Origin of the sequence: Paenibacillus jepli, from assembly GCF_047238105.1 — a bacterium.
Taxonomy (GTDB): Bacteria; Bacillota; Bacilli; order Paenibacillales; family Paenibacillaceae; genus Paenibacillus_D.
Genome location: NZ_JBDFMD010000001.1, coordinates 6,881,528 through 6,898,736 on the forward strand (window position 1 = coordinate 6,881,528; position 17,209 = coordinate 6,898,736).

Here is a 17,209-nt window from a genome sequence, read left to right on the forward strand (position 1 = left end):
AAACCTTAATCATTCTTAACTCTGTGCGGCTTCCGGGACAATGATCGCCCCATGGTGTATAGTAGAAAAAACGCTATAAGTGCGTGTTCAAAAAGGTCGGTGTTCAGCACCGAGAAGGCCCACGGCGGGAGGAAATGAGGAGCGGCCCACGTTTTCGTAGAAAACGACTTCGGAAGCACGGCTACGTGAGCACCTATGCGGAAGCTTACGAAGCTAGTTTCCTTCGGAAACTCAGCATTCGATGTCGAATTACTTCCTGAGTCACTTCGTGATGGGCAGCGGACTTTTTGAACAACCTCTATAAGCAAGGAGCTGCTCGGATGACAAATAACCGCCGAATACTGATTGTCGATGATGAGAAAGAAATTGCAGACCTGATCCAAATCTATCTGCAAAACGAGGGCTTCGAAACCGTCATTGCAGGCGATGGCGAGGAAGCGCTGGAGGTGTTCGGGCAGCATGCCTTTCATGCCGTCGTGCTGGATATTATGATGCCGAAGCTGGATGGCCTGGAGGTGTGCCGCCGGCTGCGGCGCGACCAGGCTGTGCCGATCCTGATGCTGAGCGCCAAAGCCGAGGACATGGACAAGATCATGGGGATTATGACCGGTGCCGACGACTACATGGTGAAGCCGTTCAATCCGCTGGAGCTGGTCACCCGTATCAAGTCGCTGCTCCGACGCTCGTACCACTATAACCAAATGCATGCGCCGGCAGAGCCGGCAGACCATACGTTGAGACTCGGACCGCTGCGGATCGACAAATCGACGCACACGGTGCAAGTGAACGGCACGGCGCTGCATCTGACCTCTACGGAGTTCAACATCTTGCATTTGCTGGCCAGCAATCCGGGCCGGGTGTTCAGCGCCGAGGACATTTTCCAGCATGTCTGGAAAGAGAAATATTTTGAATCGAACAATACTGTGATGGTCCATATCAGCAAGCTGCGGGACAAGCTGGAACAGGAGGCAGGTGACAAGCTTATCGTGACTGTATGGGGGGTTGGCTACAAAATTGAAGGGTAATGTGATGGCGTGGATGGTTTTCCGGCTGCTGCTCTCCTTTTTTGTCAGCGGTGTTCTGGCGGTCATCTCCATGTATGTTGCGCTGTTCCTGGCTGTCGGTTTGACCGGTTATTTTACGCCGCTCCTTTGGATGGAGGACATGGTGCGATCGACGATAGGCCTGTCAGCGTTTTTGGTCATCGTCACGTTTGTTTTTTTTATTCTATACATGACCTTCTTCGAATGGCGCAAATACCGCTATCTGGCGCAGGTGCACCGGGCGGTCAGCGAGATCGCGGACGGCCAGTATGGCCGCAAGGTGCCGGTCAGGAGCAATAGTGAAATGGCGGAGATCGCCATCACGATCAACAATCTGGTGGCCCGACTTACCAATGCGATGGAAGAGGAACGTCGGGCGGAGCGCGCCAAAAACGAGCTTGTCACCAATGTCTCCCATGATCTGCGGACACCGCTCACGTCAATTATCGGCTATCTCGGTCTGATCGATCAGGACCGCTACCGGGACGAGACGGAGCTGCGGTATTATGTCCAGATCGCCTATGCCAAGAGCCAGCGGCTGAACGGGTTGATCCAGGATCTGTTCGATTATACCCGGTTGAGACATGAAGGCGCGTCGCTGCGGCTGGAATCGCTCAATCTGGTGGAGCTGATCGGTCAGCTGATGGAGCAGTATCGCCTGTCGATGGAGGAAGCGGGGCTGTCCCCGGAGTTGCGCTCGGAAGATACGCGCATCTCGGTGCCCGGCGATGCCGGCAAGCTGGTGAGGGTATTCGAGAATCTCATCTCCAATGCCGTCAAGTACGGTGCCGGCGGCCGGACCGTAGAGGTCCAGGTCAAGCGGGACCCGGGTTATGCGGTAGTAGAGATTGCAAATGACGGTGATCCGATCCCGGAAGCGGATCTTCCCTATATCTTCGACCGGTTTTACCGGGTGGACAAATCCCGGACGGAATCCTCAGGGGGCTCGGGATTGGGTCTGGCGATCTGCAAGAGCATTGTCGAGCGGCACGGCGGGTCGATCGATGCCAGCAGCCGCAGCGGCATGACGACCTTCCGCGTACGGCTCCCCTTAGTGCAATAGGCCCTTATCCCCCTCATGATTGGGTTACTCTCAGTTGGTGTATTTAGTGTATAACACGAACGAATCGGGGAGAGAGAGACACTAAGGGGGGAAGGTCATGCACGATCACATCATGAATTTCAACGAGCTGCTGCTAATTTTTTCGCTGGTTGTGGCCGCCGCCTCCGCCTTTGCTTCCATGGATATGGTGGAGCGGACGATGGCCGGTCATGCCAGATTCCGCGGCTGGACACTATTGCAGGCCGTTATCATGGCCACAGGCATTTGGACGATGCACTTCATTGCGTTGCTTTCAATTAAGCACAGCCATACCATTTATTACAATCCGCTTTTTCTGCTGCTATCCTTCCTCTTTGTGGTGTTAGCCTCCCAACTGCTGCTTCAGTTTGTCACGAGCCGCACTGCCAGCTGGCCGGCCATGCTGCTCAGCAGCGCAGGCGTCGCGATCTCTCTGATGATGATGCACTACACAAGCCTCAAGTCGATGGGTGTCGCTGCTATAGCCGTCTTTCATCCAATTGTGGGTCTCATCTCAGGTTTTATTACGCTGCTGGTATCGTTTGGTGCAGTTTATGCTTGTTATATTTACAAAAAGCGGCTCAGTCCATTCCTTACAGCTCGCGGAAAGCTCGTGGGCAGTCTGCTCGTCGGGGCGGCGCTTGCTGCGATCAATCTGGCAGCCATCCTAGCGTTTCGAATATCGCCGAACCCGGATATGGTGTATACTGGCTGGTACGGGATCGAACGGTCGCTGGTGGCAATTGCTTCGGGTACAGGTGGGCTGATCATTCTCGGCGTGGTGCTTACGGGTCTGATCGCTGATCTGCAGCAAGTGATGAAGGTCGCCAGACATAATGAACGCAAATATATGACTCTGTTCGACTATAGTCCGGATATCGTGGTCTGCTACGATCCGCAGGAGCGTCAGCTGGTTTCCACCAACCCGGCTTTTGAACGGATAACCGGTTATACGACGGCTGCACTGAGTGAGATGGACTACACGGAATTGATGGCAGATGGGGAGGAGCTGGGGAGACTGCGCCATGCGCTGGGTGAAGTCATCCGTGGACTCGCGCAAAAAATGGACTTTCGAATCCGTCATGCGGACGGACATGTTATCTTCCTTCAGACGACCCTGTTCCCCTTGTATCTGGGACAACGCTTGTATATCTACATGATATCCAAAGATATTACGGAGCAGAAGCGGGCAGAGGAGGAGCTGGTATTGGCCAAGGAAGCAGCAGAGAGCGCCTCCCGGCTCAAGAGCGAATTTTTGTCGATGATGAGTCATGAGATCCGTACGCCGCTCAACGGGATTATCGGCATGAATCAGCTGCTGGCAGACAGCGAGTTGGACGAATATCAGGCGCAGATGCTCACGCAACAGGCACAGAGCAGCGAGGCGTTGATGGGGATCATCAATGGCATGCTGGAGCTGGCGATGATGGACACCGAGATGATCGTGCTAGCCGAAGAACGCTTCAGCTTGCTGCCTCTCATCTCCGAGTGCATGGACGCGGTGACGATGGAAGCCAGCGAAAAGGGGCTTGAGCTTACATGTGAGCTGGACGAGGTGCTGGAGCAGCCGCTGGTGGGCGATACCGAACGGATCCGCCAGATCCTGGTCCACCTGCTCAGCAATGCAGTCAAATTTACGGAGCAAGGGGCGATCCGCATCGAGGCGGCACCGGCTGGCTTGGGTCACTCGGATGCGCAGGCGCTCTTGGAGATCAAGGTAAGCGACACGGGGATTGGCATCTCCGAGGATCAATTCCACCGTTTGTTCGAGCCGTTCAGCCAGCTCGACTCTGACCTGAACCGCAGCTATGAAGGGACAGGGATCGGTCTGGCAATCTGCAAAAAACTTACATCTCTCATGCATGGGACCCTACACGCTGAACGGGGGAGGCAGGAGGGTGCGGCCTTCGTGCTCCGCCTGCCGCTTCGCTTCGCGGAGCCTGGCATGCAGTGACATCAACCGGCATTCTAACTTCTGATGGAAGAGAGGACTCTCATGAACTATACAAGCAGCGGAGCAAGCGGCTCCCGGCTGCCGATCTTGGATATTATCCCCCGGCTCCAGGATGTGCTGAGATCGGGGGTTAACGCCGTACTGGCTGCACCTCCGGGCGCCGGCAAGACGACTCATGTGCCTCTGGCGCTGCTGGCCGAACCGTGGCTGCAGGGCAAGAAGATCATCATGCTGGAGCCGCGCCGCCTGGCAGCCCGTTCGGCAGCCCGCTTCATGGCAAGGTCCCTCGGCGAGGAGGCAGGCGGACGCGTAGGTTACCGGGTTAGACAGGACACCAAGGTCGGTCCGCACACGGTCATTGAAGTAGTCACAGAAGGTATATTGACAAGGCTGCTGCAAGACGATCCGGCTCTGGAGGCTTATGGCATCGTCATCTTCGACGAATACCACGAGCGAAGTCTTCACGCCGATCTCGGACTTGCCTTGAGCCTGCAGAGCCAGCTGCTGCTGCGCGAGGATCTGAGGCTGCTCGTCATGTCGGCGACGCTGGATACGGCGGCCGTCACAAGGCTGCTCGGGGATGCTCCGGTCGTCGAAAGCGCCGGACGGCTCTACCCGGTGACAACCATTCATCTGGATGCGCCAGTCACAGGTCCGATCGAGATAGCAGTTGCCGATACAGCGGCCAGGGCAATCCGCGAGCATGCAGAAGGCGATGTTCTCGTCTTCCTGCCCGGTCTCCCGGAGATCCGCCGCGCGCAGAACCGCCTGGACGGTCTGAGACTGACTGGCGTTCATATTGCGGTGCTGCATGGCAATCTGCCAATGGCAGCCCAGGACGAGGCGGTGAAGCGGCATCCAGACGGGCTTCGCAAGATTATCCTTGCGACATCCATAGCAGAGTCGAGTCTTACCGTCGAAGGGGTGAGGATTGTCGTCGACAGCGGCTGGTCGCGCACTTCCCGTTTCTCTCCCCGCACAGGCATGTCTCGGCTGGAGACCGTCCGGGTCGCATTGGCCTCCGCCAACCAGAGACGGGGCAGAGCCGGGCGGACGGGCAGTGGACACTGCTACCGGCTCTGGACCGTGGAGGAGGAGCGGCTATTGGAGCCTGCCATCACTCCGGCAATCCGCCAGACGGATCTGGCCGCAGTGGCGTTGGAGCTGCTCGTCTGGGGGGTTCGTGAGCCGAGTGAATTGAGCTGGCTGGATCCGCCGCCGGCAGCAGCTTACGCGCAATCGCTGGAGCTGCTACGCGAGCTGGACGCGGTAGATGAGAGCGGCCAGTTGACAGCGCACGGCAGGCGGATGAGCGAGCTGCCGCTGCATCCGAGACTGGCTCATCTGGTGCTGAAGGGGATCGCTCTTGGACACGGGGAGTTGGCGATTGTCATGGCTGCCCTGCTTCAAGAGAGAGACGTATTGAAGGCAGTGGGCGGGCGATTGTCAGCCGATCTGTGGCTGCGTTTGGAGGCTTATAACGGCAAGGTGGCTCCGGGATGCGAGTGTGAAAACAGCGTGCTGCAGCGGGTGCGGCAGGAGGTGCGGACACTGCGCCGCGAGTCGGGACTAGAGAGTGGAGAGCCGGCGAGCTGGGACGAGCGGGTCTGCGGCCTGTTGGCGGCGGTTGCTTATCCTGATCGGATCGCGCAGCGCCGAAGCAGCGGTCGTTACCTGCTGAGCAGCGGCCGCGGGGCGGAACTTCCTCATGTCGAACCGATATCGGCGAGCGCATATCTCGCCGCCATTCATCTGGATGACCAAGGGACCGATAGCCGCATTATACTGGCAGCAGCGGTAGATGAAGATGATCTCAGAGCGCATTTTCGGGAGCGGATCACCGTTCATCAAGAAATCGTATGGCAGCAGGAGCAGCAGACGATTAAGTCCACGGAGCAGCAACGGCTATACAGCTTGCTGCTGCGGGAGCGTCCCCTGACGGGGCCTGATCCGGTCCGACTTGCGGCTGTTCTCGGGGCGGCCGTCAGACGGTATGGCCTGGAGCTGCTGCCTTGGAGCCGGGCACATCGGCAGCTGCTGCAGCGTATGCGGTTTATGCACAAACATGAGTCCGGGTGGCCGGATGTGACCGAGACCGCGTTGCTGGACAATGTGGAGGACTGGCTGGAGCCGCATCTGTACGGTCTGCGCAGCAGAGCAGAGCTGCAGCGGCTGCCGCTATCGGATATCCTGAACGGAATGCTCAGCTGGGCTCAGCGCATTACGCTTCAGGAGCAGGCGCCTACCCATATCCGAGTGCCGAGCGGCTCTTCCATCCCGGTCGATTACGACGATCCGGACGCCCCGGCTATTGCCGTACGGCTGCAGGAGATATTTGGCTGGCAGCAGACGCCGCGATTGAGCAACGGCAAAATCCCGTTGACACTGCATCTATTGTCTCCAGCTCGCAGGCCGGTGCAGGTCACGCGGGATTTGGCAAGCTTCTGGAGAGAAGCTTATTTTGATGTCAAAAAAGATCTAAAGGGCCGGTATCCCAAGCATTACTGGCCCGATGATCCGCTGAGCGCGACCGCAACCAGCCATGCGAAGCCTCGCAATTAGCCGTCTATCTGCCGCGTCTGCCGCGCCCGGCTCCGCCTCTGGTCTCTGTCCGTCCGGACTTGGCGTTCGTCTGCTGGCGTCCTCCCCGCCCCCCGGCAGATGAGCCTGAGCTGCGGCCGGACTGGCTGCGCTGCGGCTTGGGATCGGGTCCGGTTCCCCAACTGCGGGCCTGGCTTCGACCGCTGGCGGATGAGGCCGGGGCTCCGGAGCCGCTTTTTTGATCTCTGCCTTGACCACGGCCGCGCTCGCGGCCTTTTTGCTGTGCGCGCGCTCCGCGTGCGCCGCGCTCCGGCCGTTCCGCACCTCGGCTGCGTGAGCTGCGCCCGGCTTGCGGCTGGCGCTCGCGCGGACGAGGTGCGTCGCTATCGCCTGCAGGTCCAGCCTCTGTCGCATCGCCCCGACGGCGCTCCAGCGTGGCGAATGCCCCGTTCGATCGCCTGCAGCGTCATCCGGTCGCGCGGCGAAGCCAGCGTGACGGCCTTGCCCTCATGTCCGGCGCGGCCGGTCCGGCCGATCCGGTGGATGTACGATTCCGCATCATGGGGGATGTCATAGTTGTATACATGTGTCACACCTTCGACATCGAGACCGCGGGCAGCGATATCGGTAGCGACAAGGATCTGCAGCTTGGCATCCCGGAATCGCTTCATCACCTGCTCCCGCTTGGCCTGCGTCAGATCTCCATGCAGCTCGTCCGCCAGCAATCCGTGCTCCTGCAACGATTCGGTCAGTTTCTTGGCACGGATCTTGGTGCGGCAGAAGGCGACGGCCAGATAGGGGTTGTCTTCCTCGATCAGCCGGATCAGCGTCTGCAGCTTGGCACGGTCGGTCGTCTCGATGACGATCTGTTCGATCGTATCCAGCGTCACATGCGTGCCCTTGATCCGGGTATCGACCGGCTGCTGCATGTAGTTGGCTGCGAGGTGTCTCACACTATCCGGTATCGTCGCGGAGAACAGCATCGTCTGCCGGTGCTTGCTCGTCTGCTCGATGATCTCCTGGACTTCCGCGAGGAAGCCCATGTGCAGCATCTGGTCCGCTTCGTCGAGGACGAGAGTCTGGAGCTTCCAGAAGGAGATCGTCTCTCGCCGCAGATGGTCGAGCAGACGGCCGGGCGTGCCGACGACGACCTGGGCAGCGCCCTGAAGCTTGCGGATCTGGGCGTCGACATCCTGACCGCCATAAGCTGCCAGCACTTTGCATCCTGTCGCTGGAGCCAGTTTCTGGAGCTCTTGGGTAATCTGGATCGCCAGCTCGCGTGTCGGAGTCACGATAAGCGCTTGTACATGAGGAGATTGCGGCTGTAACCGCTGCAGGATAGGCAGGGCAAAAGCGAGCGTCTTGCCTGTGCCCGTCTGTGCCTGTACGATGATGTCTTTGCCTTCCAGGGCCAGCGGAATCGCTGCTGTCTGGACCGGAGTCGGTGCGGTGATGCCATGCTGTCTGAGTAGCGTGGTGAGTTCTGGTTGTATTTGCAATTGTTCGAATGTATTGGACATAAAGCAGCCTCTTTTCTTGTTGCTTCCATCCGTGAGGATGCGAAGACGTTCGGTGTTCTGATGGAATGGTGGATCGACATGCTTATAGAGTATACCATATCGGCTGTAAGTAGAAAGGAATAATTGGCCAGCTCGGAGGCAACAATACCCCTAACCTGCGCTTTCCTGGCAGTTATGATCCGATTATCCTGCAGTGGGGGGGTTAACCAATGTTTAAAGGCAGCCTGTTCCAGACTTTGACGTCCAAGTTGACGCACGGCCGCAAACAACGCATGAACACCCATATCAATGAAAGGTCGAAAAGCAAGCTTGACAGCCTGGAAGAGGAGAAGCTGCCCGAGACACTGACCGAAGTGCTGGATAAGGTCAAGGACATTCTCCGCACAAGCAATGACTTGGTCATCCGTGAATTCTATCTCGGTCAGGATTCTCCTGCCCGAGCAGCTGTCATTTTCATCGATGGGTTGTCCTCCGCGCAGATGACCGATCAATTCATCCTCAAAGCTGGGATGTTCGACACCAGTCTCGATCATATCTTGTCGCAAGAGGGCAAGGAGTCGTCCACGGACCGGCTCGAGAATGAGCTGCGCCGGCTGGAGCTTCCGATCAATGAGCTGGAAGTAGGCGAGAACTACCGGGATCTCATCTTCGCGGTGCTCTCCGGCGACTCGGCTGTCGTCATCGACGGCTTGCCTAGGGTCATGCTGCTTAATACCAAGGGATGGGTGCAGCGGGGGATCGAGGAGCCAAGCACAGAATCTGTCGTCCGGGGGCCGAGGGACAGCTTTACCGAGACGATCCGTACCAATACGGCGATGATCCGGCGAAGGCTGCGCGATCCCAATCTATGCGTTGAAAGTATGTCAGTGGGCAGACGAAGCGTCACTGATATTGCCATCATGTACCTGGCAGATATCGTCGATCCCAAGCTGGTGCAGGAGATCAGGAGGCGTATCCAAGAGATCGACATCGACGCTGTGCTGGAGAGCGGGTACATCGAGCAATTTATTGAAGATCATCACATCAGCCCGTTTCCGATCATTCAGAACACCGAGCGGCCGGATAAGGCGGTCGCCAATATTCTCGAAGGCAGAGTCATTATCATCAGTGACGGTACGCCGTTTGTCCTGATCGCCCCCTCCGTCTTTGCCCAGTTCTATCAGAGTCCGGAGGATTATTACGAGCGATTCCTGATCGGCACCTTGATCCGGCTCATCCGGATCGTCAGCATGGGGATGGCGCTGCTGCTGCCGTCCCTGTATATCGCATTCAGCTCCTATCATCCCGAGATGATCCCTTCACGGCTTGTCATCGCGATGGCTGCCGGACGTTCGACAGTTCCATTTCCCTCGATCATCGAAGCCTTCCTGATGGAGGTTACCATGGAGATTCTGAGGGAGGCCAGCGTTCGGCTGCCTGGGCCGATCGGGCCGACGATCGGCATCGTCGGCGCGCTCGTCGTCGGCCAGGCTGCCGTCCAGGCGGGTATCGTCAGTCCGATCATGGTTATCATCGTTGCGCTGACGACGATCGGCTCCTTTGCCTCGCCAAGCTACAGCGCGGCCATCTCCCTCCGTATGCTCCGGTTTCCCATGATGATCGCCGCTTCCTTGTTCGGCTTGTATGGCATCATGCTGCTGCTGATCATTATTATTATCCATCTCTGTACGCTCAAATCGTTTGGCGTTTCCTATTTGTCACCGATGACGCCCATGAATATCAATGCCAACAAGGATACATTGATCAGGGCGCCGCTGCAATGGATGTCCAAGCGACCGAAGCCGATTCGTCCCAAGGATGCAATCCGGGTGGGCAATAGGTCAGGGGAAGCAGATAAGGAGGGCGAGACCAGCAATGCCACAGAAGGAAGCACAGACAAATGAGCCATCCAAAGGTGGATCATCCGGCAATGGCGGGTCAGGTCCAGACAAAACGCAAAATTCGGAAGCGTCCGTGATCAGCCCAAGGCAATCTGCTTCTATTATCGCTAGTACTATGATTGGAATCGGCGTACTTACCTTGCCAAGAGCAGCGGTATCGGCTTCCAATCAAAGCGGCTGGCTGGGCATTGTCTTAGGCACACTGACCGCCATGCTGATTATGTGGATCATCTCCAGGCTCAGCAGGAGATTCCAGGCGCAAAGCGTCATCACCTACGGCGCTAACCTGCTGACGCCAGGAAAAGCACGGTGGCTGGGCAAACTGCTCATGCTGCCTTTTGCGTTGCTGCTGTTCGTTTCTTGGGGGTGGGCATCCGCGCTGGTTGCGCGTCTGTTCGGTGAAGTCGTATCCACGACCATGCTGCCGACAACGCCGGTCGAGGTCATTATCATAACGATGCTGGCAGCAGGCTTTCTGTTGACGATGTATGCGGTAGAGGTGTTGGCCCGGGTCAACGAGATCATGCTGCCGCTCATCGTCGTCCCGATATTGATTATCGCGATCTCCTCCTTTCAGAGGGGACGATTGGAGAACTTGTTCCCGCTCTTTGAGATAGACTGGCAGACGTTGTTGAACTCGGTAGTAATTACGACACCGGCGCTGCTTGGTTTCGAGGTTATGCTGCTGTTGTCTGCCAATGTCCAGCAGGGGCCGAGTCTGATCAGGAACAATCTGGTGGGCATCTCCATTCCTGGGGCCCTCTATGTACTGGTCGCAATCGCCGGCATTTCCGTTTTCGGTTATGAAGAGCTGCATCTGCTTGCCTGGCCGACGCTGGAGCTGGTCAAGTCGACTGAAGTGCCGGGGTTGATCCTGGAGCGGCTGGAGTCGGGTTTCTTGGCTGTCTGGGTAACTGCGGTCTTTACGACGCTGGCCAATTATTATTATGCGACATCGCTAATATTGAAGCAGATCCTTAACCTGACAAACCACCGGTTAATCTCGGTTATCCTGCTGCCGGTGTTGTACTGGGTGGCGATGCAGCCGAATAACATGCAGGAGCTCTTTACCACTCAGACGGTTATAGGCAATATGGCAATGGGAGGCGCTATGGGGATTCCGCTGTTCCTCGGGCTGCTGGGCGTACTCCGCCAACGTCTTCCCTCTGAAGGAAACGATAAGCCGGCTGGCGGTTCGGACCGTGCCGGGAAGGAGTGATAGGCTTGTTCAAGCTGCGGTTCACCATACGTATGTTGCTGCTCTTACTCCTAGTCGCCATGCTCAGCGGTTGCTGGGACCGCCGGGAGATCGAGGAACGCACCAGTGTCGTTGCGATTGGTCTGGATCTTGTGGAGGATCAGCCAGAGATGCTGTTAGTCAGTGTACAGATTCCGGTGCCGCTCAAGATTGCCAGCTCCAGCGGTGCCGACGGGGGCGGCGACTCCAAAGACGCGGTTATCATCATGGAAGCGCAAGGGAGGACGGTGCTGGAGGCGATCCAGGTGTTGCAGAACCGGTTGAATCAAAAGATCTTTTTTGGTCAGACGCGCATCCTGGCCTTTGGCGAAGGACTTGCCCGGCAAGGTATGCATACAATCATTGATCCGTTCCGCAGAGATCCCGAGATCCGCCGCCTCCTCTGGCCGATCGTCGTCAAGGGCAGAGCCAGCGAGCTGCTGCGCAGCAGGCCTAATCTCGAACAGATCCCTTCGGTCTATATTATGTCGATGTTTGAAAACGGTACGAAGATGGGGACGATCCCTGATATGAACCTCGGCAATTTTTTTATCGATCTGTCAACGAAGGGAAGAGAACCGTTTCTCAATTATCTCGAAGTGAGCGGCAACGAGCTCGTCTGGAACGGTGTAGCCTTGTTCCGCGGCGATCGGATGGTCGGTACACTCGGGACAGAAGATACCTGGCAAATGCTCCGTATCGATGATGAAATGGACGGAGGCGATCTTGTGTTTGCCTATGAGGGAAAGCAGGATCAGTTGATCACGATCGGGACCGAATTGATCAGATCGCGAAAATCCGTCGAGTTGGAGAACGATGTGGTCAAGGTGAAATATGACATCCATTTGGAAGGCAATCTGCTCGAGAAGACATTTGGCAAAGATCTGTTCACTGCTGAAGATATCCGGAAAATCGAGCGGGATGCCAATGCGTTCTTGGAGGAGAAAGCCAAGGAAATGATCCGCAAGCTGCAGCAGTCCCGCAGCGATGCGCTGGGGCTGGGAAAGGATATTCACGCTTTTTACCCGAAGATCTGGAAGAAAATAAACTGGGCTGAGGCATTCCCGAAAGCCGAAATTATCGTCTCCTATCATTTCGAGCTGCGAAATACAGGTATGGAGATGGAGTAATGGCAGCAAAACGGGGACTTTTTACATTACCAGCCGAAGCGGGATTAGGCTATAATGGAAGCAAAACCCCGGTTTGCTTTGATGCAGCAGGAGAAAACGAGGTCTGCGATGCAGGTTCAGGAAGATAGACAGTTATGTGTAGAAGCAGAGAGCTTCATCCGGCAATGTTATGCTGAGCTAGGAAAGTCTGACGCCGAGCTGGACGACCGCCTGACCCTGGTGAAGCGCGAGCTTGATCAGACCGGAAGCTACAGCCATACGGCGGATGAATTGGCATATGGCGCCCGGGTCGCCTGGCGCAACAGCAATAAATGCATCGGCCGCTTGTTCTGGAATAGTCTCGTTGTGAAGGATGCACGGGATCTGCACACAGTGGACGAGCTGTTCGAGGCGGTGTTCGAGCATATCCGCTACGCAACCAATGGCGGCAGGATACGCCCGGCAATTACTGTATTTGCTCCCGCTGGGGGGAGGAACCCCCGCGTAAGGATCTGGAATCATCAGCTGATCCGCTACGCCGGCTACCGGACGCCGGACGGTGTGATCGGTGACCCGGCCTCGGTCGTTTTTACGGATATATGCATGGAGCTTGGTTGGCGGGGCGAAGGAACGGCATTCGATGTGCTGCCGATCGTCATCCAGCTCGGCGAGGAACAGCCGCGCTGGCGTGCAGTGCCGCGCGAGCTGATCCTGGAAGTGCCGATTCGTCATCCCGAACTGCCGGCGGTGGCGGAGCTTGGCGTGAGATGGTATGCCGTGCCGATGATCGCTGATATGTCGCTGGAGATCGGCGGTATCGTCTATACGGCTGCTCCGTTCAACGGCTGGTATATGGAGACGGAGATCGGTGCGCGCAACCTTGCGGATACAAGCCGTTATAATCTGTTGCCTCGCATGGCGCAGCTGATGGGACTGTCGACGGAGAGCAACGTCACGTTATGGAAGGATAAGGCACTGGTCGAGTTGAACGTAGCGGTCATGCATTCCTACAAGTCGGCTGGTGTCAGCATCGTCGATCATCATACGGCAGCCGAGCAGTTTGTGCGTTTCGAACAGCAGGAGTGCGAGGCCGGCAGAGCGGTTACTGGCAATTGGGCCTGGTTGATCCCACCGGTCTCCCCGGCGGCCACCCAGATCTTCCATCGCAGTTATCCTAATGATATCGTGAAGCCGTCCTATGACTATCAGCAATGTCCATTCGGACACGGTGAGAGGTGATCTGATGGCATTCGGCATTACCAGATCTGAGATGAAGCGCTGGAAGGAGCAGGTGCAGCGCGGGGAGATTGCTTATCTGACGCATTATTGGCTGGAGCCCCGCTTTCCCGGGATCCGGACCGTTACCAAGGTTGGCTGCAGCGATATCGCCAAGCTCTCCGACTGGTGTATCGGCTATGGATTGGACCCCCGCTATATCCATCATCGGCAGCATTACCCCCATTTCGATCTGATCGGGAGCAGGCAGCGGGAGATTTTACTGCTGGAGCGGCAGCTTGAGCAGATGGAGCGGTTTGGCATATGAATCAGGTTGCAAGATGAGCAAAGCAAGTCAGCTTCCCTTCCGTTAATCATGCGGAAGGTTTTTTTGAATGGAAGCGAAGCAATCGAATTATACACATTGACAGTCTCGATCGGGACGTGATATGATGCTGTCCAAAGGTCCCGATCGAGACGTTCCGGCTAGGAGGGGAAGGGTTGAAAGAAACTGCACTTGAGAAAGTTCTGACAGCGATTGAAGCAGCGGAAATGCTGGATGTCACCCGCAGGCAAATCTCCCGTTTGTGCGCATTAGGAAAATTGACTCATCGCAAGGACAATGCCGGCAACTTGTTAATCACCAAAGAAAGTGTCATCGAGTACCAAGTACATAGAAAATAGGGGTGCAACCATGGAAGAGGCATTGTTCATATTTTTTTCCTCGCTCGAAAGTGTGGCAGTCATTTCGATTGCTCTGGTCTTGTTTCGATACCGTTTGAGGGAGGTATATAAGCCGGCAATTCTGATCGCCATGCTGATGGCGGTACAGAGCCTACTGCTGCGAAGCGAATACGAGCTTGCGAGCTTCGTCCCGCTGATCAACGCGATCCTGCTTGCGCTGCTGTTAACGACCTTTCTCAAAATTCCGATTCACTGGTCGGGATTTGTCGCGCTTGGCGGATATATCGCTGTCGTTCTTATGCAGGCAGTCATCGTTGAATTGTCGTTTGGATGGTTGTCTGTAGCCGAAGTCCAGAGCAATCCGAATAAAGGATACTTGCTGCAGTCATTAACCGCCTTGATTACTTTTTTGCTGAGCCGGTATCTTTACTCCAGAGGATTGGGATTTTCTTTTGAATTTGATCAAAAACGGCTTAAATGGGAGAAAGCCATCATCCTGACTATTATCTTCGGTACGCTAATGTTAAGCGGATTAATCCTTTATAAGCGAGATGCACTGATCGACATCATAGCGCTTACTGTCGCAATGGGCGTGTTCTTATATTTCTCTGTAAGGAGGGAGTCCAAAGAATGATTACGTTCATTGCCCGCAGACTTGCGATGAACCTGAAGGCAATGGTGCCGAACCATCCAGCAAGTGTCGAAGTGCTGCGTTTTGCACTTGAGGCGATCGTCAATGGCGTCCTCATTGTCGGACTATCCTTGCTGGTCTCCTGGCCGCTCGGAGTAACTCAAGAGGTCGCGATCGCCCTTGTAATGTTTGCTGTATTGCGCCAAATGTCCGGCGGTTACCACCTGAAATCCGGGATTGCCTGTGTCATCGTATCCACCGCCATTATCCTGCTGGTTTCGCTAGTGCCGCTGGATAAGACCATGATTTGGGTAGCCAATGCGATAAGCGTGCTCTTATGCCTGCTGTTTGCACCGTCAAAAATAGAAAAACAAACCAGAATCCCGCCAAAGTACTTCCCGATTCTCAAAATTTCTAGTAGTATTTTAGTAGCAGCTAATTTCCTCATTGGTTCATCGGTATTAGCGGCGACGTTTTTGGTCCAGAGCTTGTCCCTGGTTCACTTTGGCGCGAAAGGAGGAACAGGTAAATGAAGAAAAAACTCGCTTACCGAGTCGCGACAATGCTGTCCGCACTGGCGGTCATGCTTGTCTCGACAGCCAGTATCTGGTATGTCAATCAACCGGAAGTACCAGCTGAACTGTTAGAATAGCGGCAAATGGGACACGAAACAGGACGGTTCAGGAGCTCATTACCCATCTTCATCTCGGAAAATGGCGGTGCCAGTCTAACTGGACATCGCCATTTTCTTTTGTTTGCCAGCTTCTAGGGCAAACGTACCAAATTGCTCTGCGTTTGGTAGCGGGAGAGGAAAATTGCTATACTGATGGTATAATCTGCAGAAGGGAGATGGAAGGATGAAGACATGGAAGCTACCCTTAGTTACAGCAGCAGCTCTCCTGTTGGGCGCCTGCGGCTCCCCGGAGAATAATGCGCCTGTCGAATCAGCCCCGCCGCCGGAAAATCAGTCGCCCGCAGAATCGCCAGCCGAACCGCCCCAGGAGGAGCCGGAACCGTCAGGCGAAGGTTATCAGGTATTAACCGGGCAGCTTGAAGCGCCATGGTCTATCGCTCATGACGCAGATACCATCTATGTAAGCGAACGTGAGGGAAGCATCGTCAGCATCTTGGATGGCGAGCTGATCCGTCAGCCGGTTGAGCTGGCGAAGCCTGTGCATGCGGCAGGTGAAGGCGGCTTTCTCGGGCTCCTGCTGAGTCCCGACTTTCCCCAGAGCAGGCAGGCATACGCTTATCATACGTATGAAGAAGACGGCCAGGTACTGAACCGTATCGCCATCCTCGAGCATACCGAGTCAAGCTGGCTGGAATCGAGGCCGCTTCTGGAAGGGATCCCTGGCGGCAACACCCATAATGGCGGCCGGCTTGCATGGGGCCCGGACGGGATGATCTATGCGACTACTGGCGATGCGGGAGACCGGTCGCTGTCACAGCAACCGGATTCGCTAGCCGGCAAGATCCTGCGCATCGCTCCGGATGGCAGCGTACCCGAGGACAATCCGACAGCCGGCTCGTATGTTTACAGCTCGGGACACCGGAATCCGCAAGGATTGGACTGGGATGAGCAAGGCCGGTTGTTCAGCGCAGAGCACGGTCCCAATGCTCACGACGAATTGAACTTGATCGAAGCCGGAGCCAACTATGGGTGGCCTGAGATTCAGGGCGACGAGGAGCAGGAAGGGATGATGCCGCCGCTCTACCATACCGGAGAGGATACACTGGCTCCATCCGGCCTGGCAGTCCTGCCCAGCGGCGAGATTGTCATCGCGGGTCTGCGCGGGGAGCGCTTGGCGCGGTTCGCAGCGGACGGCAGCCCCATCGAGGATGTATTGGACGGCGTAGGGCGTCTGCGGGATGTCGTCTACACGGACGGCGGTCTTTATGTCTTAACCAATAACACAGATGGCCGGGGCAGTCCGACCGGTGACGATGATCGTCTGCTGCGGATTGATTGGCAGGAAGCAGAATAGCTGAAGGAAGAATCAATCAAAGGAGTTTAGCCCATGGACGAAATTACGATACTGTCGGCGTCAATGACCTATTCGAAGGAAGACGGCTATATCGGCAACGTGCAATTCCGCTTTGCAGGCCATCGCGATGCCTACGAGATGGCGCTGCAGAGCAAGAAAGGCAAAGAATGGTCATACGGCCTGTTCTTCCTGGATACTTCAGGACGTGAGGAAGAGATATTTGCTATGGAGGATCGTATCGAGGAAGATGATGCATTATTCGAAGGGTTGATTCAGATTGCCATGGCTGCCTTGGACTCTAGTCCACAGCAGCCTACCATTTAAAT

Annotated in this window: 17 protein-coding genes; 15 read left to right on the forward strand and 2 right to left on the reverse strand. The window is 56.1% G+C overall.

Annotated elements, in window-relative coordinates:
* Positions 1-320: 320 nt before the first annotated feature.
* From ABC336_RS29440 to hrpB, 4 genes are all read left to right on the forward strand, one after another.
* Positions 321-1,025, forward strand: a complete 705-nt coding sequence (locus ABC336_RS29440) for a response regulator transcription factor (RefSeq protein WP_413242054.1) — start codon at positions 321-323, stop codon at positions 1,023-1,025.
* 4 nt (positions 1,026-1,029) lie between these two features.
* On the forward strand, positions 1,030-2,106 hold the full coding sequence (locus ABC336_RS29445; RefSeq protein WP_413242055.1) for a sensor histidine kinase: 1,077 nt from the start codon (positions 1,030-1,032) through the stop codon (positions 2,104-2,106).
* A gap of 97 nt (positions 2,107-2,203) precedes the next feature.
* On the forward strand, positions 2,204-4,078 hold the full coding sequence (locus ABC336_RS29450; RefSeq protein WP_413242056.1) for an ATP-binding protein: 1,875 nt from the start codon (positions 2,204-2,206) through the stop codon (positions 4,076-4,078).
* A 42-nt stretch (positions 4,079-4,120) separates the two neighbouring features.
* On the forward strand, positions 4,121-6,640 hold the full coding sequence (gene hrpB, locus ABC336_RS29455; RefSeq protein ID WP_413242057.1) for an ATP-dependent helicase HrpB: 2,520 nt from the start codon (positions 4,121-4,123) through the stop codon (positions 6,638-6,640).
* Here the strand turns inward: hrpB and ABC336_RS29460 are convergent.
* Positions 6,557-7,033 carry a hypothetical protein gene (locus ABC336_RS29460; protein ID WP_413242058.1) on the reverse strand — a complete coding sequence of 159 codons (477 nt, stop codon included), beginning with the start codon at positions 7,031-7,033 and terminating at the stop codon, positions 6,557-6,559. The two genes, hrpB and ABC336_RS29460, sit on opposite strands and share 84 nt — an antisense overlap.
* Positions 7,003-8,139, reverse strand: a complete 1,137-nt coding sequence (locus ABC336_RS29465) for a DEAD/DEAH box helicase (protein ID WP_413242059.1) — start codon at positions 8,137-8,139, stop codon at positions 7,003-7,005. Before ABC336_RS29465 ends, ABC336_RS29460 begins: the two co-directional genes overlap by 31 nt.
* Positions 8,140-8,348: 209 nt before the next feature.
* On the opposite strand from ABC336_RS29465, the gene ABC336_RS29470 reads away from it, so the two are divergent.
* From ABC336_RS29470 to ABC336_RS29520, 11 genes are all read left to right on the forward strand, one after another.
* A complete protein-coding gene (locus tag ABC336_RS29470) occupies positions 8,349-10,022 on the forward strand; it encodes a spore germination protein (protein WP_413242060.1) in 1,674 nt (557 codons plus the stop codon).
* Positions 9,994-11,238, forward strand: a complete 1,245-nt coding sequence (locus ABC336_RS29475; RefSeq protein ID WP_413242061.1) for a GerAB/ArcD/ProY family transporter — start codon at positions 9,994-9,996, stop codon at positions 11,236-11,238. Before ABC336_RS29470 ends, ABC336_RS29475 begins: the two co-directional genes overlap by 29 nt.
* Before the next feature lie 5 nt (positions 11,239-11,243).
* Entirely contained in the window at positions 11,244-12,386 is a 1,143-nt protein-coding gene (locus ABC336_RS29480) for a Ger(x)C family spore germination protein (RefSeq protein ID WP_413242062.1), read from the forward strand.
* Between the two features lie 108 nt (positions 12,387-12,494).
* Positions 12,495-13,604, forward strand: a complete 1,110-nt coding sequence (locus tag ABC336_RS29485) for a nitric oxide synthase oxygenase (protein ID WP_413242639.1) — start codon at positions 12,495-12,497, stop codon at positions 13,602-13,604.
* 4 nt (positions 13,605-13,608) lie between these two features.
* Positions 13,609-13,908: a hypothetical protein gene (locus tag ABC336_RS29490; protein ID WP_413242063.1), complete on the forward strand. Its 300-nt coding sequence runs from the start codon at positions 13,609-13,611 to the stop codon at positions 13,906-13,908.
* Between the two features lie 173 nt (positions 13,909-14,081).
* Positions 14,082-14,264 carry a helix-turn-helix domain-containing protein gene (locus ABC336_RS29495; RefSeq protein ID WP_413242064.1) on the forward strand — a complete coding sequence of 61 codons (183 nt, stop codon included), beginning with the start codon at positions 14,082-14,084 and terminating at the stop codon, positions 14,262-14,264.
* 10 nt (positions 14,265-14,274) lie between these two features.
* Positions 14,275-14,898 carry a hypothetical protein gene (locus ABC336_RS29500; RefSeq protein WP_413242065.1) on the forward strand — a complete coding sequence of 208 codons (624 nt, stop codon included), beginning with the start codon at positions 14,275-14,277 and terminating at the stop codon, positions 14,896-14,898.
* Positions 14,895-15,428 carry an accessory gene regulator ArgB-like protein gene (locus ABC336_RS29505; RefSeq protein WP_413242066.1) on the forward strand — a complete coding sequence of 178 codons (534 nt, stop codon included), beginning with the start codon at positions 14,895-14,897 and terminating at the stop codon, positions 15,426-15,428. Before ABC336_RS29500 ends, ABC336_RS29505 begins: the two co-directional genes overlap by 4 nt.
* Positions 15,425-15,547, forward strand: a complete 123-nt coding sequence (locus tag ABC336_RS29510; RefSeq protein WP_413242067.1) for a cyclic lactone autoinducer peptide — start codon at positions 15,425-15,427, stop codon at positions 15,545-15,547. Before ABC336_RS29505 ends, ABC336_RS29510 begins: the two co-directional genes overlap by 4 nt.
* A gap of 205 nt (positions 15,548-15,752) precedes the next feature.
* Entirely contained in the window at positions 15,753-16,883 is a 1,131-nt protein-coding gene (locus ABC336_RS29515; protein WP_413242068.1) for a PQQ-dependent sugar dehydrogenase, read from the forward strand.
* 33 nt (positions 16,884-16,916) lie between these two features.
* A complete protein-coding gene (locus ABC336_RS29520) occupies positions 16,917-17,207 on the forward strand; it encodes a hypothetical protein (RefSeq protein ID WP_413242069.1) in 291 nt (96 codons plus the stop codon).
* Positions 17,208-17,209 lie beyond the last annotated feature (2 nt).